Annotated in this window: 18 protein-coding genes; 11 read left to right on the forward strand and 7 right to left on the reverse strand. The window is 72.8% G+C overall.

Annotated elements, in window-relative coordinates; all coding sequences use genetic code 11:
* The first annotated feature begins 12 nt into the window (after positions 1–12).
* Both ABD978_RS15425 and ABD978_RS15430 read left to right on the forward strand, forming a co-directional pair.
* The gene (locus ABD978_RS15425; RefSeq protein WP_345354071.1) at positions 13–1,158 is read left to right on the forward strand and encodes an Mrp/NBP35 family ATP-binding protein; all 1,146 of its coding nucleotides are present in this window, start codon (positions 13–15) and stop codon (positions 1,156–1,158) included.
* 58 nt (positions 1,159–1,216) lie between these two features.
* On the forward strand, positions 1,217–2,083 hold the full coding sequence (locus tag ABD978_RS15430) for a glycoside hydrolase family 16 protein (protein WP_345354073.1): 867 nt from the start codon (positions 1,217–1,219) through the stop codon (positions 2,081–2,083).
* A 3-nt stretch (positions 2,084–2,086) separates the two neighbouring features.
* Here ABD978_RS15430 and ABD978_RS15435 read toward each other — a convergent pair whose 3' ends face one another.
* From ABD978_RS15435 to sigE, 5 genes are all read right to left on the reverse strand, one after another.
* Positions 2,087–2,413, reverse strand: a complete 327-nt coding sequence (locus tag ABD978_RS15435; RefSeq protein WP_345354075.1) for a sec-independent translocase — start codon at positions 2,411–2,413, stop codon at positions 2,087–2,089.
* 92 nt (positions 2,414–2,505) lie between these two features.
* The gene (locus ABD978_RS15440) at positions 2,506–4,284 is read right to left on the reverse strand and encodes a trypsin-like peptidase domain-containing protein (RefSeq protein WP_345354077.1); all 1,779 of its coding nucleotides are present in this window, start codon (positions 4,282–4,284) and stop codon (positions 2,506–2,508) included.
* Positions 4,285–4,454: 170 nt separating this feature from the next.
* Entirely contained in the window at positions 4,455–5,528 is a 1,074-nt protein-coding gene (locus tag ABD978_RS15445; RefSeq protein ID WP_345354079.1) for a sigma-E factor regulatory protein RseB domain-containing protein, read from the reverse strand.
* A complete protein-coding gene (locus ABD978_RS15450) occupies positions 5,525–6,091 on the reverse strand; it encodes a zf-HC2 domain-containing protein (RefSeq protein ID WP_345354081.1) in 567 nt (188 codons plus the stop codon). Before ABD978_RS15450 ends, ABD978_RS15445 begins: the two co-directional genes overlap by 4 nt.
* A complete protein-coding gene (gene sigE, locus ABD978_RS15455) occupies positions 6,088–6,678 on the reverse strand; it encodes an RNA polymerase sigma factor SigE (protein ID WP_345354083.1) in 591 nt (196 codons plus the stop codon). Before sigE ends, ABD978_RS15450 begins: the two co-directional genes overlap by 4 nt.
* Before the next feature lie 106 nt (positions 6,679–6,784).
* Here sigE and ABD978_RS15460 point away from each other — a divergent pair, with 106 nt between their 5' ends.
* The 8 genes from ABD978_RS15460 to ABD978_RS15495 all read left to right on the forward strand — a co-directional run bounded on the left by ABD978_RS15460 (position 6,785) and on the right by ABD978_RS15495 (position 15,720).
* Positions 6,785–7,438, forward strand: coding sequence for an O-methyltransferase (locus ABD978_RS15460; protein WP_345354085.1), 654 nt, complete (start codon positions 6,785–6,787; stop codon positions 7,436–7,438).
* A gap of 60 nt (positions 7,439–7,498) precedes the next feature.
* Positions 7,499–8,077: a hypothetical protein gene (locus ABD978_RS15465; protein WP_345354087.1), complete on the forward strand. Its 579-nt coding sequence runs from the start codon at positions 7,499–7,501 to the stop codon at positions 8,075–8,077.
* Between the two features lie 337 nt (positions 8,078–8,414).
* On the forward strand, positions 8,415–9,716 hold the full coding sequence (locus ABD978_RS15470; protein WP_345354089.1) for a nucleotide sugar dehydrogenase: 1,302 nt from the start codon (positions 8,415–8,417) through the stop codon (positions 9,714–9,716).
* A gap of 105 nt (positions 9,717–9,821) precedes the next feature.
* Positions 9,822–11,168 (forward strand): glycosyltransferase family 2 protein, encoded by a 1,347-nt coding sequence (locus ABD978_RS15475; protein WP_345354091.1) that lies wholly within the window; start codon positions 9,822–9,824, stop codon positions 11,166–11,168.
* On the forward strand, positions 11,161–12,678 hold the full coding sequence (locus tag ABD978_RS15480) for a polysaccharide deacetylase family protein (protein ID WP_345354093.1): 1,518 nt from the start codon (positions 11,161–11,163) through the stop codon (positions 12,676–12,678). Before ABD978_RS15475 ends, ABD978_RS15480 begins: the two co-directional genes overlap by 8 nt.
* Positions 12,679–12,689: 11 nt before the next feature.
* Positions 12,690–14,030 (forward strand): polysaccharide deacetylase family protein, encoded by a 1,341-nt coding sequence (locus tag ABD978_RS15485; protein WP_345354095.1) that lies wholly within the window; start codon positions 12,690–12,692, stop codon positions 14,028–14,030.
* Between the two features lie 65 nt (positions 14,031–14,095).
* Complete coding sequence (locus ABD978_RS15490) at positions 14,096–14,827, forward strand: polysaccharide deacetylase family protein (RefSeq protein WP_345354097.1); 732 nt, start codon at positions 14,096–14,098, stop codon at positions 14,825–14,827.
* A gap of 17 nt (positions 14,828–14,844) precedes the next feature.
* Positions 14,845–15,720, forward strand: a complete 876-nt coding sequence (locus ABD978_RS15495) for a hypothetical protein (RefSeq protein WP_345354099.1) — start codon at positions 14,845–14,847, stop codon at positions 15,718–15,720.
* Positions 15,721–15,780: 60 nt separating this feature from the next.
* Here the strand turns inward: ABD978_RS15495 and ABD978_RS15500 are convergent, their stop codons facing one another.
* Both ABD978_RS15500 and ABD978_RS15505 read right to left on the reverse strand, forming a co-directional pair.
* On the reverse strand, positions 15,781–17,265 hold the full coding sequence (locus ABD978_RS15500) for a leucyl aminopeptidase (protein ID WP_345354101.1): 1,485 nt from the start codon (positions 17,263–17,265) through the stop codon (positions 15,781–15,783).
* Positions 17,266–17,379: 114 nt separating this feature from the next.
* The gene (locus ABD978_RS15505) at positions 17,380–17,547 is read right to left on the reverse strand and encodes a DUF3117 domain-containing protein (RefSeq protein ID WP_345354103.1); all 168 of its coding nucleotides are present in this window, start codon (positions 17,545–17,547) and stop codon (positions 17,380–17,382) included.
* A 330-nt stretch (positions 17,548–17,877) separates the two neighbouring features.
* Between ABD978_RS15505 and ABD978_RS15510 the strand changes: the two genes are divergently transcribed.
* The gene (locus ABD978_RS15510; RefSeq protein WP_425550718.1) at positions 17,878–18,663 is read left to right on the forward strand and encodes an enoyl-CoA hydratase-related protein; all 786 of its coding nucleotides are present in this window, start codon (positions 17,878–17,880) and stop codon (positions 18,661–18,663) included.
* Positions 18,664–18,687 lie beyond the last annotated feature (24 nt).

Raw genomic sequence — 18,687 nt, forward strand, 5'->3', positions numbered from 1 at the left:
CCTGTCAATACGATGGGGTGCATGGCCTCCCCCACGATCGAGCAGGTGACCGCGGCGCTCGCGACGGTGAACGATCCGGAGATCCGCCGTCCCATCACCGAGCTCGACATGATCAAGGGCGTCGACGTGGCCGCCGACGGCTCCGTGACGGTCGGCGTGTACCTCACGGTCGCCGGCTGCCCGCTCCGTGACACGATCACGCGCGACGTCACCGCCGCCGTCTCCAAGATCCCCGGCGTCACCGGCGTACGGGTCGACCTCGACGTGATGAGCGAGCAGCAACGCGCCGACCTTCAGACGAAGCTACGCGGCGGGCAGGCGCCGAAGGAGATCCCCTTCGCCAAGCCCAACTCCCTGACCCGCGTGTACGCCGTCGCGAGCGGCAAGGGCGGCGTCGGCAAGTCCTCCGTGACGGTGAACCTCGCGGCCGCCATGGCCGCGCAGGGCCGCAAGGTGGGCGTCGTCGACGCCGACATCTACGGTCACTCGGTCCCCCGCATGCTGGGCGTGACCGGGCGGCCGACCCAGGTCGAGCAGATGATCATGCCGCCGAACTCCCACGGCGTGAAGGTGATCTCGATCGGGATGTTCACCGAGGGCAACGCGCCGGTGGTCTGGCGCGGCCCGATGCTGCACCGCGCGCTGCAGCAGTTCCTCGCCGACGTCTACTGGGGCGACCTGGACGTCCTGCTGATGGACCTGCCGCCCGGCACCGGCGACATCGCCATCTCGGTGGCCCAGCTGCTGCCCTCGGCGGAGATCCTCGTCGTGACCACGCCGCAGCAGGCCGCCGCCGAGGTCGCCGAGCGGGCGGGCGCGATCTCCGCGCAGACGCACCAGACCGTCGCGGGCGTGATCGAGAACATGTCCTACCTGCCCTGCCCGCACTGCGGCGAGCCGGTGGACGTGTTCGGCTCCGGCGGCGGCCAGACGGTCGCGGACGCGCTGACCCGGACCCTCGGCACGTCCGTGCCGCTGCTCGGTCAGGTCCCGATCGACGTGCGCCTGCGCGAGGGCGGCGACGCCGGTCTGCCGATCGTGCTGGACGACCCGGACGCGCCGGCGGCCAAGGAGCTGCGGGCCATCGCCGACAAGCTCTCGGGCCGGGCGAAGAGCCTGCGCGGGCGACAGCTTGGACTGAGCCCGAACCGCGCATGACCGATTCTTAGTCCGCGTCTTCGCGGCACCGGCCGTGCGGGCGTGATTTCGTGTGCCCATGGCACTACGTTTCGCCCGCACGGCCGTCCTGGCCTTAGCGATCGCGGCCGCCGGATGCTCGTCCGGCGGGCGCGGGCCGATCGCCGCACCGCCCACGATGGCGCCGTCCGGCCCGGCGGCCGACGACGGTACGGCCGCTCCGACTCCGGCGCCCAGCGTGTCCGACGAGCTGCGGACCACGCGGCCGTCCGGCGCCCCTTCCGCCCGCGCGTACGGCCGATGGGGGCGCCCCGTCCTGTACGACGACTTCGGCAGCGACCGGCTGGACCCGCGCAAGTGGCAGGTCTACGACGCGCCCAACGCCCTGTCCCATCCGGGATCGCCCGCCGGGGTGCACGTGGCGAACGGGCGCCTGCGGCTCGTCGGCGGGCTCTACGACGGTAAGGACCAGTCCGCGGGCGTCGTCTCGCGTCTGGCCCAGACGTACGGCCGCTGGGAGGCGCGCATCCGGGCCGACCGCGGCAGCGGGTACTCCGCGACCGCCTTCCTGTGGCCGACCCGGCTCGGCGCGCCGGAGTTCGCGGAGATCGACTTCGCCGAGATCATCGACGGCACCCGGCGTACCGGCGGGCTGTTCATCCACCACGGCGCGGACGACCGGCAGCTCGCCAAGATCGCCCGTGTCGACTTCACGCGGTGGCACACCGTGGCCGTGGACTGGCTGCCGCAGAAGCTGACGTTCTGGGTGGACGGCAAGGCCGTGTGGACCTACGAGGGGCCGTACGTCCCGAAACAGGCGGACATGCACCTCAACCTGCGCAACGAGACGGCGGACGGGTTCCACCGGATGGCGGACACGCCGCAGCGGGTGACCATGGAGGTCGACTGGATCCGGGTGTTCCGCGCGCCCGGGATCAACCGCTGACGGTCAGGTGGCCTCCGGGTCGTACGGCGGGCGCTCGCCGTATGGCAGGAGCGGCTCGTCGCGCACCGGCTCCTGGACGTCGAGCTCGTCGAGGTCCTCCAGCAGGTGCTTGGTCACGAACCGGCGGGGATTCAGATCGGCGATGTCGAAGTCGGCGAACTCCGGCCCCAGCCCGTCCTGGAGGTCCTGCTTCGCGCTGTTGGCCATCGTGCGCAACTGCCGCAGGGCACGCCCCGCCTGGGCCGCGACCTTGGGGAGCTGGTCCGGACCGAAGATGATGACGGCCAGCACCACGAGGACCGCGCCCTCACCGAACCCTATGCCGAACACCCGTCCTCCATGTGGTGGCCGCGGCTCCTGCGAGGAGCCGCTCATCCCAGCTTAACCGGGCCGGGATGCGCGGTCTCCCCCAGCGGGCTCCCCTAGTTTCCGGCCGCCAGGGTCAGCTGGACGGTCCTGCTCTGCCCGGCACGGGTGTAGACGACCGGCACCGTGTCGCCGGGCGACTTGCTGCGGATGGCGACGATCAGTTCGTCGGCGCCGCCGATCGGCTTGCCGCCGAAGGACGTGATGACGTCGCCGGCCTTCAGCCCGGCCTTCTCCGCCGGGCCGCCCGGCGTGATCGTGCCGCCCTTGCACTGCGTCGCCGAGCCGCTGGTCGCGATCCGCGCGCCGCTGCCCTGGTAGGACATGTCCATGCAGGCGCCGATGATCGGGTGGGTGACCTTACCGCCCTTGATCAACTGCTCGGCGACCCGCTTGACCTGGTTGCTCGGGATGGCGAAGCCGAGGCCGATGCTGCCGCTCTGCTGCTTGTCGCCGCCGAGGGACTGGCCGCCCAGCGTGGCGATCGCGGAGTTCACCCCGATGACCCGGCCCTGGGAGTCGACCAGCGGGCCGCCGGAGTTCCCGGGGTTGATGGCCGCGTCGGTCTGCACGGCGCTGATGTAGGCGGACTCGCCGCTCTCACCGCTCGTGGTGACCGGACGGTTCAGCGCGCTGACGATGCCGGTCGTGACCGTGCCGGCCAGGCCGAGCGGCGAGCCGATCGCGATGACCGGGTCACCGACGGCGATCCCGTCGGAGTCGCCGAGGAGGAGCGCCGGACGGCCGTCGAGCGAGCCGGGCTTGATCACGGCGATGTCGGAGTTGGGGTCGCGGCCGATGATGCTCGCCGAGGTGGTCTTGCCGTCGTTGAAGACGACCTGCATCGTGCCGCCCTGGGCGGCGGGGGCGACCACGTGGTTGTTGGTGACGATGTAGCCGCCGTTGACGATGAAGCCGGTGCCCGCGCCGCCCTCGGTGGCGTTCGCCACCTTGATCATCACGACGCTCGGCACGACGCGCTTGGCGATCCCGGCGACGGATCCCGGATCGCGGTTCTTGGCGCCGGTGGTCGACCCGCCACCCAGGTCGACGGACCGCGGACCGCTGTTACGCGTGGCGACCACGCCGATGCCCGCGCCCAGGGCGCCGGCGATGAGCGCGACCGCCACCGCGACGGCGACGAACACCCCCATGACGGGTCCGGACCGCTCGCTCGGCCGGACGGACGGCACGGGCGCCCAGTTCGGGCCGGTGCCGCCGGGTCCGCCCGGCGGTGTGCCCCAGGCGTACGGGACCGGGGACGGCTGCGGCTGGTTGTGCGGCGTGAAGATCGGCCGCGGCGGACCCTGCTGCTCCCCCGGCCGGCCGCCCTGCCCGTACGCCGGCGCCCCCTGCCCGGTGTACGCCGGCCGGCCCTCGTCGAGGCCCGGCCAGCCGTTCTGGCCGACGTAGCCCGGACGGCCGTCGTCCAGGCCCGGCTGACCGCCCTGGGGCGCGTAGCCCGGACCGCCCTGCTCGAGACCCGGCCGGCCGTTCTGGCCGACGTAGCCCGGACGGCCGTCGTCGAGACCCGGCTGACCGCCCTGGGGCGCGTAGCCCGGACCGCCCTGCTCGAGGCCCGGCAGGCCGTCCTGGTCCGGCATGGTCGTCGGGCCGCCCTGACTCGGAACGCCGACCGATCCGTACGGCCGCCCCTCCTCGCCGTACGACGACGCCCCCGGGTCCGGCGGCGCCATGCCCTCGTACCTCGGCGGACCGGACACCAGAAGCTGGTCCGTCAGGCTCGGGGCGGCGTCCTCGTCCCCGGCGTTCGGCCCGTGCACACGCCCGTCATCCGGCGTGGCTCCCCCGGGCGCGCGGCTGTCATCCGTCATCAACAAGCTCCTTGCGTACCGCGCATGGACTTTGCTTCAGCGCTCCACACTGCCGGGCATGGCATGTGGCGAGCATAAGCGACCCCGGCCACCAAACCATTCGGGTCACGGCTTTACCCCACCCGAGACCACATCCACCCGAACGCCCTACAAAACGCGATCTTCACCGATCAGTCAAACGGGTTGGCCCAGGATGTCAGCCGATCGAGGCCCCGGCCGATGCGGCCCCAGAACCCCGTGTCCCCGTGCGGCAGCGCCGCCACAGCCTGGTCGACGACCGGCGGCGGCGCGTCTGCCACGATCGTGTAGACGTAACCCCGGCTCGCCCACACGGCCCGCTGCTGGACGGTGTCACGGAGGTAGACGGTCCGGCCGCCGCGGGTGGTCTTGTGCCAGTGCTGCACGCTGCTCGGATCGAGCACGCCGCGCTGCACGAACACCGAGACGACCGAGAGCCCGTCGGAGTAGCTGAGGTGCACGACGGGACCACCGGTGTCGTGCTGCCGCGCGTCGTACAGGCTGAGGTGCCCCGGCAGGGCGGACGCCACCGGCCAGCCGCGGTACCGCAGCGCGCCCAGGTCGGCGCCGACGAGCTGGTGCGTCCAGGGCGCCTCGATCGTCTGTGGCGTGGAGGCCGCCACGAACATCGTCTTCGGCACCGACGGCCGCATCTCGGTGAAGAACGTGAGGTTCACCGCGCGCCCCAGCTGGTCGAGCAGCTCGCGGCGGAGCATGAGGCCGGTGGCGCGGTCGATGTGGAACCGGCCGGCGGCCGTACCGTCGGCGCGACGCGCCTCGATGATGGTGGTGGGCCGCCCGCAGACCTGCCCCTCACCGGCCTGGACGACGGCGTAGTTGCGGGCGAGCAGGTCGAGCATCCTCGACGTGTACCCGGTGAGACCGCCCTGGGCCTGCTGGGGGCCGTCCGCCTCGAACATCTGCCCGCCCTGCTCGGCGGTGGTGCTCTGCACCCGCATCCGGGTGCCCTGGCCGGGCACGTGGGCGACGTTGACCAGCGACGTGGTCGACATGCCGCTGCGGCTCCAGGACGTGATGTACTGCACGCCCTCGTACGAGGTGTCGCGCGCGGCCCCCTCGGCGCCGCGCAGGAGCCGCAGGGCCTCCGGGTCGGAGCGCAGCCGGGCGCCGCTGGCGGTGTCACCGGTGGTCACGAACCACAGCAGCAACAGCGCGGTGGCGAGGCCACCCGCCAGCCACGCGTTGTGCGAGGTCCGGCCGCTCACGGCTGATCGCCGGCCGTGACCTCGGGCCGCGGGTCGGTCAGCGGGACGTCTCCGGAGGTCAGGGCGTGCTCGACGGCGAACTGCTCGACGGACGGGGTGACGCGGGGCAGGGAGCCCGGGTCGGCGCCCGCGGCGAACGCCGCCGAGCCGACGCCGAGGACCGCGAGCGCCGCCGCGCCCGCGACGAGATAGCGCCCGCGCGGCAGCCTGCGCCGCATGGCGGCCGCGCGACCGGGCCGGTTGTCCGATGGCCGGGTCCGGACGGGACGCACGTCACCGGGGCGCGCGACGGCCGGGGAGCGGGCCTGGCCGGGCAGCCGGGGAACGGGCGGCGGAAGGGGATCCCCCGGCTCGCCCATGGCCTCCAGACGGCGCAGGAGGGCCTCGGAGGGCATCGTGTCGTTGAGCGCCCGCAGACGCTTCTTGAGGGAGCGCAGCGCCTCGGCCTCGGCGCGGCACTCCGCGCAGGCGGCGAGGTGGCGATGCGCCTTCTCGCGCTCGTGGTGTCCGAGCTCACCGTCGATCAGCGCGGTGAGCCGCTCCCCCAAATGATGCCCACTCATGGGGCCTCCTGCGGGGCGCGGCGGGGGCCGCGGTGCTCCAGCGCGGCGCGCAACTGCGCCCGGCCACGGTGGATGCGGCTGCGAACGGTGCCGATCTTCACGCTGAGGGTCGCGGCGATCTCCTCGTAGGACAGGCCCTCGATGTCGCACAGGACGACGGCGGCGCGGTAGTCCGGCGCCAGCGCGTCGAGCGCCGCCTGGACGTCGGCGTCGAGCTTCTTGTCGTCGTAGGCCTGGGCGGGCGTGGGCTCCGGTCCGTGCAGGCGCTCGGCCGCGTCATCGGCGAGCCCCTCGAACCGGATGCGCTGCCGTCGGCGCGCCTGGTCGAGGAAGAGGTTGGTGGTGATCCGGTGCAGCCAGCCCTCGAACGTGCCGGGCTGGTAGTTGGCGAGGGAACGGAAGACCCGGACGAAGACCTCCTGGGTGAGGTCCTCGGCGTCGTGGGGGTTGCCGGTGAGCCGGAAGGCCAGTCGGTAGACGCGCGCGGAGTGCTCCCGCACGATCTCGTCCCACGTCGGAGGAGTCCAGGCGATGCCGGGGTCGTGCACCGACACTCCCCTTTCACGTACGAGTTCTGCCACCGACATACTGCCCCGATTCTTCCTCTCCGCCTAGCGGTAGCCACGCCCTCTGAAGAACGTGACGGTACGCGGCGGAGTTCCCCCTCCGTACTAGTGTTTGCCCTGCAGGCTCATGCATCCCAAGGAGGAAGTCATCGACGCGGTGAAGGCCACCCTGGCCTACGTGGACCAATACCTCCCGGAGGACGAGCCGCTGCGCGAGGCCCGGCAGCGCGGCATCGACGTCGGGGCCACCCCGATCGGCGCGGCGGGCGGCGCGGTCCTGCGCTTCCTCGCCGCCGCGATCAGCGCGCGCACGGTCGTGGAGATCGGGTCGGGGTGCGGCGTGTCCGGCATCTGGCTGCTGCGCGGGATGCGTCCCGACGGCGTGCTCACGAGCGTGGACGTCGAGCCGGAGAACCAGCGGCTGGCCCGTGAGGCGTACGCCGCGGCCGGCTTCCCGACCTCCCGGGCCCGCATGATCGCCGGCCGCGCCCTGGACGTGCTGCCCCGGCTCACCGACGGCGCGTACGACATGGTCTTCTGTGACGCGGTGAAGCAGGAGTACCCCGAGTACCTCGGCGAGGCGCTGCGGCTGCTGCGGCCCGGCGGCGTCGTCGCGTTCGACAACGCCCTGTGGCACGACCGCGTCGCCGACCCGGCGAACCGGGACCCGGACACGGTGGCGATCCGCAGCCTCGGCCGCATGGTCCGCGAGGACGACCGCCTCTTCCCGCTGCTGCTGCCGGTCGGGGACGGGCTCCTCGCCGCCGTCAAGAGCCGGTGAGCCCACACCACGGGGCATGACCTCGGTCACCGGAACGCGCGCCCTGGCCGCGGTGGCGTCGTGATCGCCGTACGGGCGCGGACTTCGCCGCAGGGCGTCGCCTCGGTCGCCGGGACGCTCGTGCTGACCGGGGTGGCCGTGGCGTTCGCGGTGAGCGGGGCGCTGAGCGTGCCGGCCGTCGGCGGCCTGGTGGCCCTCGTCATCGGCGTGCTGGGGCTCGCGCTGTTCGGCGCCCGCCTCGTCGTGGCGGCCGGGCGGGCGGTGAGCGGCCGGCCGGTGCTGGAGGTCGACGAGCACGGGGTGTGCCTGCCGGCGGCGTGGCCGTGGTCGCGCGCCCGGGACCGGAGGCTGTCCTGGCCGGACGTGGCCTCGGTGGTGGTGTGGAACGAGACGCTCCCGCGCGGGCGGATGCGTTCGGTGCGATACGTCGCCTTCCTGCCCACCGAGGAGCGCGCGGCAGAGGCAGGGGCCGTGCCCGGTGTGGAACTGCTGGCGCTGCACCTGGAGGACGTGCCCGGTACGGCGACACCGCACTGGTCCACGGCGTTGCCGCCGCGCGCGACGGTGCCGCCGGAGGCGGTCCTGGAGGAGGTGCGCCGCCTCGGCGGCGTGCGGATCGTGGACGCCGGGTCGCGCTGACACTTCAACGTCGTTTTCCCGTTTTCTCCTTAATTAACGTGGGTTCGCTGAATAAACCCTGACTTAGGACCTCACGCGCCCGACGTAGGCCGCTCACCCCTTTGCGGGGTTCGTACGGGGATAGAGCACGACAACATGCTTTCTGCCGCCCTTTCGGCAATCCCCCCGAAGTGAGGCCCCAAGATGTACATCAGAAGAACGTGGCATTTCGCGGCTGTTCTCCCGAGGCCGTTAATCAAGGTCACCGAGGAGCCCGCGGAGGTCGTCGCATGACCGAGCGACGCGAGGGAATCGACGAGCACAGCACCTTGGTCATGAGGCCGACGAAGGAGGCCTCATGACCACCGCCGCACCGGACCTCGACGCCCACGCCCCGGCCTCCGGCGCGTACGACGTCGCCATCGTCGGGCTCGGGTACGTCGGGCTGCCGACCGCGCTGGCGTTCCACGCCGCCGGCGCCCGCGTGCTCGCCATCGACGCGAGTGCCGAGCGCCTCGCCAGGATCCGGTCGCGCCGGGTCGACCTCCTCCCCTCCGACCACACCCGACTGGAGACGGCGCTGGGCGACGAGGCCTTCGCCCTGGTCACCGACCCGTCGTACGCGTCCTGGGCCCGTGCCGTGGTGATCTGCGTGCCGACCCCGGTCACCGCGCACCTGACGCCGGATCTGTCCGCCCTGGACCGGGCCTGCGCGTCGGCGGTCCTGCACGCGGTACCCGGGCAGGTCGTCATCCTCACCTCGACCAGCTACGTCGGCTGCACGGAGGACCTGCTCGCCGGACCGCTGCGGCGGCGCGGGCTCCAGGTGGGCCGGGACGTCTTCGTCGCCTTCAGCCCGGAGCGGATCGACCCGGGCAACGACCGGTACGCCCATGAGGTCGTCCCCCGGGTCGTCGGCGGGGCCACCCCGCAGTGCACGGCCGAGGCGGTCAAGGTCCTCGCCCACTGCACCGGCAACCTGCACGAGGTGTCCTCCGCCGGCGCCGCCGAGATGACCAAGCTGTTCGAGAACACGTTCCGGGCCGTCAACATCGCGCTGGCCAACGAGGTCGCGGAGATCAGCCGGACCCTCGGCCTGGACGTCATGGAGGTCATCAACGCTGCGGCGACCAAGCCGTACGGGTTCATGCCGTTCTTCCCGGGGCCGGGGGCCGGCGGGCACTGCATCCCCTGCGACCCCCACTACCTGCTCTGGCAACTGCGCAAGACGCGGCTCCCGACCCCCGTCGTCACCCAGGCCATGTCCGCGATCGCGGGGCGTCCCCGGCGGGTCGTCGACCGTGTCCGCGAGGTGCTGTCCGAGGCCGGGATCGGCCTGGCGGGCGCGCGCGTCCTGGTGCTGGGCGTGAGCTACAAGCCGGACGTCGAGGACGTCCGGGAGTCCCCCGCCCTGGAGATCATCGAGGGGCTGCTGGCGGCCGGCGCCCAGGTCGCCTACCACGATCCCCTCGTCCCGGAGATCCGGCTGCCGGAGGGCGGCGTGCTCGGCAGCGTCGATCCGCCGCGGGCCGGTGAGACCGACCTCGTCATCGCGCACACGACGCACCGGTCCCTGGACCTGTCCTGGTTGCCCGAGGACCAGCTCGTCCTGGACGCGACGTACCGCCTCACCGGCGCCGGTCGCCGCGTTCCCCTCTGAGCCCGTTCCCCTCTGCCCCCGCCGTGTCGAAGGACGGAGGCGGCGCCGAGCGGTACCCGGCGCCGTCCCGTCCCGTCATGCCCATCGAGCACGAGGAGAGTCTTCGTGAGCACGCCACCCCTCCCGGGGGACCGAGCCCGGCCCGGGCGGCTCGCGTCCTTCGGGGCGTTCGCCGGCGTCACGGTCATCTGTCTGGTCATCGCCTGGCACGTCGGGATCAAGGTCGCGTTCCTGCGCGGCGACCCGTTCACCCCCACCTACACGATCGCGGTCAGCGGCTACGTGCTGAGCCGGTTCCTGCTGGCGGCCTTCTACCGGCCGCCGCGCGACGTGGGCCTCACGCCCACGGTCGCGATCATCGTCCCCTCCTTCAACGAGGGCGAGGCGGTGGTCCGCACCATCGACTCCTGCATGGCGCTGGACTATCCCCGCGACCGGCTGGAGCTGGTCGTCGTCAACGACGGGTCCAACGACGACACCTGGGAGCACATGCTGCGGGCGGCCGCCGCCCATCCCCCGGGAGCGGTGCGGTGCGTCGACCTCGGGAGCAACCAGGGCAAGCGCGCGGCCATGGCGGCCGGCATCCGCGCGACGTCGGCGGAGATCCTCGTCTTCGTCGACTCGGACTCCATGCCGGCGCCCGAGGCCGTCCGCAAGCTCGTCCAGGGCTTCGCCGACCCGAAGGTCGGCGCGATCTCCGGCCTCACCTACGCGCGCAACGCCGGGACCAACACGCTCACCCGCATGCAGGCGGCGCGGTACTACGTCTCGTTCCAGCTCCTCAAGAGCGCCGAGTCCGTGCTGGGCGCGGTCACCTGCTGCTCCGGCTGCTTCGCCGCCTACCGCCGCGCGGCGGTCGAGCCGCTGCTGGACGCCTGGGAGAACCAGCGGTTCCTCGGCGTGCAGTGCACGTACGGCGACGACCGGGCGCTGACCAACCGGGTGATCAAGACCGGCTGGATCACCCGGTACGACTCCCGCGCCGAGGCGTGGACCGACGTCCCGGACGCCTACCGGAAGTTCTTCCGGCAGCAGCTGCGCTGGAAGAAGTCCTGGAGCCGGGAGGGGCCGCTCCTGCTGTCGCACATCTGGCGGAGCCGCACCCGTGCGCTGCCGTCGGTCGCCGTGCAGACCTGCGCCGGGCTGCTCAGCCCGATCGTCATCTTCCTCACCGTCGTCCGGGCCGTCGTGGAGGGGCACTCGCCGCTGATCTATTTCCTCGGCCTGTACCTCGTGTCGATGGCGTACGCGTTCGTCTACCGAATGCTGCGCAAAGACGGCCTGTGGCTCTACGCCTTCATCGGAACGTTCTTCTACATCACCTTTTCGCCGCAGTTGTTGTGGGCCATCGCCCGCATTCGCGACGGGAAATGGGGCACCCGCTCGGTGGACCGGCGGCGGCCCCCGGCATACCGGATCACCCCCTCCCCGCAGGTGGCGCAGGATGGCTGAGCCGACCCGCCTCAAGCGGCTGGGCGAGGCCGTCAACAGCACGGTGTTCATCGCCGCCCTGGCCCTCGTGCTCGTCGTGTGGGTCGCGATGAGCCGTCCGTTCGATCCGCCGCGGCAGGCCCCGGCGCCGGCGCGGCTCGACACGGCGACCGCGCGGACCGCCGCCGGCCTGCCCGGCTACCCCGGCTCGGTGGTCGTGCTGACCTACCACGCGGTGTCCGACGGCGACCACGCCGGCAGCACGCTGACCCGGCGGCTGTTCGGCGAGCACCTGGCCGCCCTGGCCGCCGCGGGCTACCGCACGGTCCGGCTCGCCGACGTCGAACGGCTGATCGCGCACCAGCCCGTACGGCTGCCGCCGAAGGCGCTGCTGCTGACGTTCGACGACGGGACGCTGACCGACTGGACGACGGTCGACCCGATGCTCGAGCGCTACCACTTCACCGCGGTCGCGTTCCTCACGACGTCGAAGGTGGTGGCCGCCGGGACGCCGTCGTACTACCTGTCGACCCGGCAGCTGCGGGCGCTGCGCGCGACGGGCCGCTGGGAGTTCGGCTCGCACTCGCACGCGATGCACGAGCAGGTGCCGGTGCCGGGCGACCTCGCGCCGCCGCTCGGCAACCGGATCCTCGTCCACGGACGGCTGGAGTCCCCGGCGGCGTGGCGGTCCCGGGTGCGCGCCGACCTGGCCCGCAGCCAGGCGTTCTTCCGGCACGTCCTCGGGCGGCCCGCGAGCGCGTTCTCGTACCCGTTCGGCGACACCGGCAGCATGGGCGACTCCCCGGCGCTGGCGAAGGAGCTGCCCGGCCTGCTGCGCGACGCCGGGTTCGGCGTCGCCTTCATCGGCGAGAACGTCCCGACCGAGCACGTCAACGCGGTCAGCGCCCAGTCGCCCCGCTGGACGCTGGACCGCATCGGCGTCCGCGCGACGACGTCGGTGTCGGACCTGCTGGAGATGGTCCGCGGGGCGGTGCCGGTCGCGCCGCCGCACGACCTGGCGGCCCTGCGGTGGATGGGCGACCTGGCCGACTGCGCCCACCGGTCCGGCGGTCTGGCCGTGCGCAGCGACGGCTACGGCACCTGCCTGCTCGATGGCGGCGTCAACACCAGCCAGTGGGTGGACTACACGGTGCGCGCCCGCGTGACCGGCGTGAACCGCCACGCCGCCGCCGTCATCGCCGTACGGGACGGCGCGGGCGCGGGCCACCGCGGCCGGCTCGAGGTCGTCCTCGGGGAGAGCTCGATCGTCGTCCGCCAGCAGATCGGCGACGCGGCACGGGTCGTGCTCGCCAAGGCGGTCCTCCCCGCGAGCCGCACCGGGCGGGCCGTACTGATCCGGGTCCACCGCGACACCGCGGACGTCACCGTCGACGGCCGCCGGCTACGGGCGACCTTCGACCGGCGCCTGCACGAAGGCGGGATCAAGTTCGGCATCGCCGCGGACGGCGGCCGCCGGATCGTCGTGTACGAGCGCCCGACCCTGACCCCGGACACCCGGCAGAACCGATGAGAGAAGGACCGATGGCCCACAGACCTCCCCCGGCGGCCGCCCGCCTCGCGGCGCTGTTCGCCCTGCTGTGCGCGGCGCTCGCCGTGCCCGGCGTGAGCGGTACCGCGCACGCCCTCACGAACACCGTCGTCACCCTCGGCTTCGACGACGGCGTGAAGGACCAGTTCACCAACGCCCGCCCGATCCTGCAGTCCCACCACATGCGCGGGACCTTCTACATCAACAGCGGGCAGACCAACCTCACCAACTACATGACGCAGGCCGACATCGCGGCCCTCGCCTCGGACGGGGACGAGATCGCCGGCCACACCGTCGACCACGCCGACCTGACGACCCTGTCCTCCGACGACGCCAAGCGGGAGGTCTGCAACGACCGGGTGACCCTGCTCGGCTGGGGCTTCGCGGTCAAGAACTTCGCCTACCCGTACGGTTCTGAGAACGCCGCCACCGAGCAGATCGTGCGCGACTGCGGCTACAACAGCGCCCGCGCGGTCGGCGGCGTCGTGTCGCCCGGCTCCTGCGACGGCTGCGGCTACGCCGAGACCATCCCGCCGGCCGACGTGTACAACATGCAGACGCCCGACTCGATCAAGTCCGACACGAGCCTGGCCACGCTCAAGAGCCTGGTCACCAACGCCGAACGGCACGGCGGCGGCTGGGTGCAACTCGTCTTCCACCACGTCTGCGACGGCTGCACGGACACCTACTCGGTCAGCCCCAGCACGCTGTCGGACTTCCTCGACTGGCTCTCCCTCCGTGCCCTGCTCGGCACGACGGTCAAGACGGTCGACCAGGTGATCGGCGGCGCGCAGCAGCCGCCCGTGAACGGCCCGCCGCTGAACCCGCCGACCCACGGCAACCTCGTCCAGAACCCCTCGCTCGAGTCGGCCTCAGGCGGGCTGCCGGCCTGTTTCCAGTACGGCGGGTACGGGACGAACACCTACACCTGGACCCGGTCCACCGACGCGCACACCGGCTCGTACTCCCAACAGCTCGACGTCACCGCGCTGACCAGCGGGGACCGCAAACTCGTCACCAAACAGGACGCCAACACCTGCGCCCCGGTCGCCACGCCGGGCCACGTCTACGACGCGTCGGCCTGGTACAAGGGCAGCTGGGGAGCGGACGTGCAGGTCAAGCTGACGCTGTACTACCGGACCAGCGCCGGCACGTGGGTGTACTGGACGAGCGGCCCCGCGCTGCCCGCGACGAGCACCTGGACGAAGACCCCGGCCTTTACGAGCCCGGCCGCTCCCGCCGACGCCACCGGCCTGTCCATGGGCATCTCCCTCGCGGGCACCGGCACCATCTACACCGACGACTACGACATCACGGACCCGGCCAACCCATGACCGAGCGAAGCGAGGGAATCGGCGAACACAGCGCCTCTGGCCACTCCTCCGACGAAGGAGGACGCATGAGCAGCAGGAGAGTCCTCGCGGAGCTCGGCCTGGGAGTCGGACTGCTGGCCCTCACCGCCGGGCTCACGATCGACGTGCTGTCCCCACCGGGCAAGGCCGACACCGAGAAGGCCCGTACGGTCGTGACCACCGCCATGCTGCAGGCCGCGCGGACGGACAACCGCTGCACGCGCGGCCGGGTCGCGCTGACCTTCGACGACGGCCCGGACATCTACACGCCGCAGGTGCTGAAGGTCCTGCGCGCGTACGGGGTCCGGGCGACCTTCTTCGTCATGGGCCAGAAGGCGGCCGTGCGGCCCGCCCTGATCAGGGCGGAGGTGGCGGGAGGCCATCTGGTCGAGAACCACAGCTGGAGCCATCCGCACATGGCCGACCTCGACCAGGCGCAGATCGACTGGCAGCTGACCGCGACGCAACGGGCGATCACGGCGGCGGGGGCGCCGGCGCCGACGCTGTTCCGGCCGCCGTTCGGCAACACCAACACCACGGTCGACGGGGAGGCGAAGCTGACCGGGATGCGGGTGATCCGCTGGTCGATCGACACCGCCGACTGGCGCGGCCGCGAGCCGGGCGACATCGCCGCCTCCGTCCTCGACCAGGTGGTTCCGGGCGCCGTGGTGCTCATGCACGACGGCGTCCGCCAGTCCGCCGCCACGGTGCAGGCGCTGCCCACGGTGATCCGCGGGCTGCGCGCCCGCGGGTTCTGCACCGCCCTCGCCACCGACTGACCGGGAAGGACGCGTCGATGCATCGGCACAACGGGCGTACGCGCGACGTCCTCCACACGGCGGGCGAGCCGCGTTCCGGCGCCGTCCCGCCCGCCTCGGCGGCCCCGGGCCGCCCCCGGCGGCGGCCCGGCGTCCGGACCGCGTTGCTGCTCACCGCGGTCGCGGTGGTCGGGACGGGCGGCTGGGCGGTGTGGTCCCGGCCACACCCGGTGGCGTTCGCGCCGCGGCTGACGGGGCCGGACCGGCTCGTCACCAACGAGTTCGCGCACTGGAACCCGCAGACGCCGGGCACCCACGTCTCCCGGGACTGGGACGTCAGCAGCGGGTCGCTGTTCGTCCACCGGGGCGTCGCCTGGTCCGGTGTGCCGGACGCGTCGGTCCCGGACGCGGGATCGTCCCGGGGCACGGGGTCGAGCGTGTTCCGGATGACCACGCGGCGCCGGGACTTCGAGGACGTCACGGTGTCCCTGCGGGTGCGGAACCTGGGGCTGACGGCCACCGGGCGCGCGGCCGCGTCGGAGATCGACGGGGTGCACCTCTTCCTGCGCTGGCAGAGTCCGGAGAAGCTCTACGTCGTCTCGCTGAACCGCCGGGACGGCCTCATGGTGGTCAAGAAGAAGCTGCCCGGCGGCGACGCCAACGGCGGCACGTACTACACCCTGGGCCAGGCCCGCTACGCCGTCCCGTACGGCCGCTGGCAGGCGTTCCGGGTCCGGATCAGGACGTCCGGCGGCGGCCTGGTGACGATCACGGCCGCCCAGGACGGCCGTGAGGTGCTGTCGGCGACCGACGACGGCAGCGAGGGGGCGGCGATCCTGTCCCCGGGCGCGGTCGGGCTGCGCGGTGACAACTGCGACTTCGAGTTCGCCGGCTTCCGCGTCACGCGGACCTAGGGCGTGTCTGACAGCGGATCTGTCAGACACGCCCTGGACGCTCCGGCCGCGGAGCCGGCCTCAGGTGCTGCGCCCGCTGAGCCAGCGCAGCAGGAGACGGACGCCGTAGCCGGTCGCGCCGCGGGTGACCTCGGCGTCGTCGGAGCCGGCCCGGGCCGGCCCGGCGACGTCGAGGTGCGCCCAGGCGCGCCGGCCGGTGAACTCCCGCAGGAACAGCGCCGCGACGATGGAGCCCGCGCGGAAGCCGCCGCGCCCCATGTTCGCGAGGTCGGCGACGGTGGAGTCGATCGCCGCGCGGTAGTCGTCGGTCAACGGCATCCGCCACAGCGGCTCGCCGCTGTCCGCGCCCGCGCCGAGCAGCTCGGCGGCGAGGGCGTCCTCGGTCGCGTACAGCGCGCCGTGCCGCTGGCCCAGCGCCACCTTGGCCGCCCCGGTGAGCGTGGCGATGTCCACCAGTACGTCGGGGTCGAGCTCGGCGTCGGCGTAGGCGAGGGCGTCGGCCAGGACCAGGCGGCCCTCCGCGTCGGTGTTCAGCACCTCCGTCGTGGTGCCGCCGTAGTGCCGGATGACGTCGCCGGGGCGCATCGCGGAGCCGGACGGGAGGTTCTCGGCCGCCGCGACCAGCCCGGTGACCCGAACCGGCACGCGGAGCGCCCGCAGCGCGGTCATCGCGCCGATGACCGCCGCGCCGCCCGCCATGTCGGTCTTCATGGTCTTCATGCTCTCGTTCTTCTTCAGCGACAGGCCGCCGGAGTCGAACGTGATCCCCTTGCCGACGAGGACGACGTGCCGGTCGGCGGGACCGGTCTCCGGCTCGTACGTCAGCTCGATCAGGCGCGGCGGGCGGGCCGACCCGGCACCGACCGCGACGATCCCGCCGAAGCCCGCGGCACGCAGCTCCCGCTCGTCGCGGACGCGCACGGCGAGCCCGGACTCGGCGGCGAGGCGCTCGGCCTGCTCGGCCAGCCACCGCGGGGTCTTCTCCAGCGACGGGGTGTTCGCCAGATCGCGGGCGGCCGCCACGGCACGGGCGACGACGGTGCCGCGCTCGACCGCGTCGCCGACCGCCCGCTCCACCTCGGTCAGCAGGGTGATCTTCTCCGCGGCCGGTCTCTTCGGCGGGCCGCCGACGCGGAAGTCGTACGACGCCAGCAGCAGGCCCTCGGCGAACGCCGCGAGCGCGGCGTCATCGGCGCCGGACGGCACGGCGACCGCGAGGTTCGCACCGCCCCGCCCGCGCCGCGCGACGGCCGCGCCGGCCCGGCGCAGGGCCGCCGGGGAGCCGTCGCCCACGCCGTACAGCAGCAGGTCGGTGATGCCGTCGCCCAGCCGGCACGGGGCGCCGACGAGCTCTCCCGGACCGCCCTTGGCCTCCTCGTGGGCGAGCAGGTCGGCCGCGCCCAGCGGGAACACGCCGGTCACCTCGTCGGCGTACGCGGGGTCGATCTCGGGGCCGGCCTGCACGGGCACCGCGACGACCTCGGCGGTCGTGGCGATGTCCCGGATCCTGCCGTGGACGATGTGCAGCTCGGTGGAAACCGGCAAGACCTCTCCTTCGGGGACGGTCCCGTACGGGTCCGGAAAGGGTCTACGGACAGCGAGACCCCGGCGCGGAACGCCGGGGCCTTCGCGGAACCTCAATGAACGGGTGACGTCGTCTCAGCCCACGACGTCCTTCAGCGCGTCCCCGAGCTCGCCTGCCTCATCCGCCGACAGTTCGACAACGAGCCGCCCGCCGCCTTCGAGCGGGACACGCATGACGATTCCGCGCCCCTCCTTGGTAACTTCGAGCGGACCATCGCCTGTCCGCGGCTTCATCGCCGCCATGCGTGCATCCCCTTCCTGCCTAGGGCCGCGTGGGGCCGCCGGGCTTCTTTGGCCGCTGACCCGTCTGCCGCATCAAGTCAACTGGTGGTGGTCCATTATCCCGTTTTCCGGGCGCTAAGTGGTAACGATCAGCTTCGAGATCATGCTGAGACCTGGCAACCGGCCGTCCAGGAGGCGGGCGGCGGCTCGGGATTCCGGGCCTGCGGGCCCGTCTCCCCCACTCCATTTTCTCCCACCGGCCACGGCGCGGCTCTTGCCCCCGGCCTCCGGCTTCACCGATCGTTGGCCTGGAGCATCGGACGGACCGAACCAGGGCAAAGGAGCCTGAACGTGTCGGAGAGCGTGCTGTACGACCTGGCGGCCGGGGTCGCGACGATCGGCCTGAACCGCCCGGACGCGATGAACTCGCTGACCACGGAGACCAAGGGCGCGCTGCGCGCGGCGGTGGAGCGGGCACGCGACGACTCGGCCGTACGCGCGGTGCTCCTGACCGGTAGCGGCCGCGCGTTCTGCGCCGGGCAGGACCTGCGCGAACACGCCGCCAACCTCGAGGCGGGCCGCGGCTTGGGCGGCACCATCCAGGATCACTACAACCCCATCGTGCTCGCACTCGCCACCATGCCCAAGCCGGTGGTCGCCGCGGTGAACGGCGTCGCGGCGGGCGCGGGTCTCTCGTTCGCCCTGGCGTGCGACTTCCGGATCGCGTCGGAGAAGGCGTCGTTCGCGACGGCGTTCACGCGGATCGGGCTGGTCCCCGACAGCGGCCTGTCGTGGACGCTGCAGCGCCTCGTCGGCCGGGCGAAGGCCACCGAACTGCTGCTGCTCGCCGAGCCGTTCCGCGCACCGGAGGCCCTCGAACTCGGTCTCGTGAACCGCGTGGTGCCCGCCGACCGGCTCGACGCGGAGGCGCGGGAGCTCGCGCGGCGGCTCGCCGCCGGGCCCACGTACGCGTACGGCGCGGTGAAGGCCGCCCTCGACCACGCGGCCACCGCCGACCTGGCCGGTGCGCTGGCCAAGGAGGCGGAGCTGCAGGACGCCTGCGCCGCGACCGCCGACCACGTCGCCGCCACCAAGTCCTTCCTCAAGAAGGAGGAACCCGTCTTCGAAGGCCGCTGACCCGATGGGCGTGGCCGCCCCTCG

Origin of the sequence: Actinoallomurus liliacearum, assembly GCF_039542035.1 — a bacterium.
Classification (GTDB): Bacteria; Actinomycetota; Actinomycetes; order Streptosporangiales; family Streptosporangiaceae; genus Actinoallomurus; species Actinoallomurus liliacearum.

Bases quoted from the DNA above. Each gene is read 5' to 3' on its own strand.
- ABD978_RS15430 (WP_345354073.1), top strand. From the start codon at position 1,217: ATGGCACTACGTTTCGCCCGCACGGCCGTCCTGGCCTTAGCGATCGCG.
- ABD978_RS15490 (WP_345354097.1), top strand. From the start codon at position 14,096: ATGAGCAGCAGGAGAGTCCTCGCGGAGCTCGGCCTGGGAGTCGGACTG.
- ABD978_RS15450 (WP_345354081.1), bottom strand. From the start codon at position 6,091: ATGAGTGGGCATCATTTGGGGGAGCGGCTCACCGCGCTGATCGACGGT.
- ABD978_RS15485 (WP_345354095.1), top strand. From the start codon at position 12,690: ATGGCCCACAGACCTCCCCCGGCGGCCGCCCGCCTCGCGGCGCTGTTC.
- sigE (WP_345354083.1), bottom strand. From the start codon at position 6,678: ATGTCGGTGGCAGAACTCGTACGTGAAAGGGGAGTGTCGGTGCACGAC.
- ABD978_RS15480 (WP_345354093.1), top strand. From the start codon at position 11,161: ATGGCTGAGCCGACCCGCCTCAAGCGGCTGGGCGAGGCCGTCAACAGC.
- ABD978_RS15470 (WP_345354089.1), top strand. From the start codon at position 8,415: ATGACCACCGCCGCACCGGACCTCGACGCCCACGCCCCGGCCTCCGGC.
- ABD978_RS15460 (WP_345354085.1), top strand. From the start codon at position 6,785: ATGCATCCCAAGGAGGAAGTCATCGACGCGGTGAAGGCCACCCTGGCC.
- ABD978_RS15440 (WP_345354077.1), bottom strand. From the start codon at position 4,284: ATGACGGATGACAGCCGCGCGCCCGGGGGAGCCACGCCGGATGACGGG.
- ABD978_RS15505 (WP_345354103.1), bottom strand. From the start codon at position 17,547: ATGGCGGCGATGAAGCCGCGGACAGGCGATGGTCCGCTCGAAGTTACC.
- ABD978_RS15495 (WP_345354099.1), top strand. From the start codon at position 14,845: ATGCATCGGCACAACGGGCGTACGCGCGACGTCCTCCACACGGCGGGC.
- ABD978_RS15425 (WP_345354071.1), top strand. From the start codon at position 13: ATGGGGTGCATGGCCTCCCCCACGATCGAGCAGGTGACCGCGGCGCTC.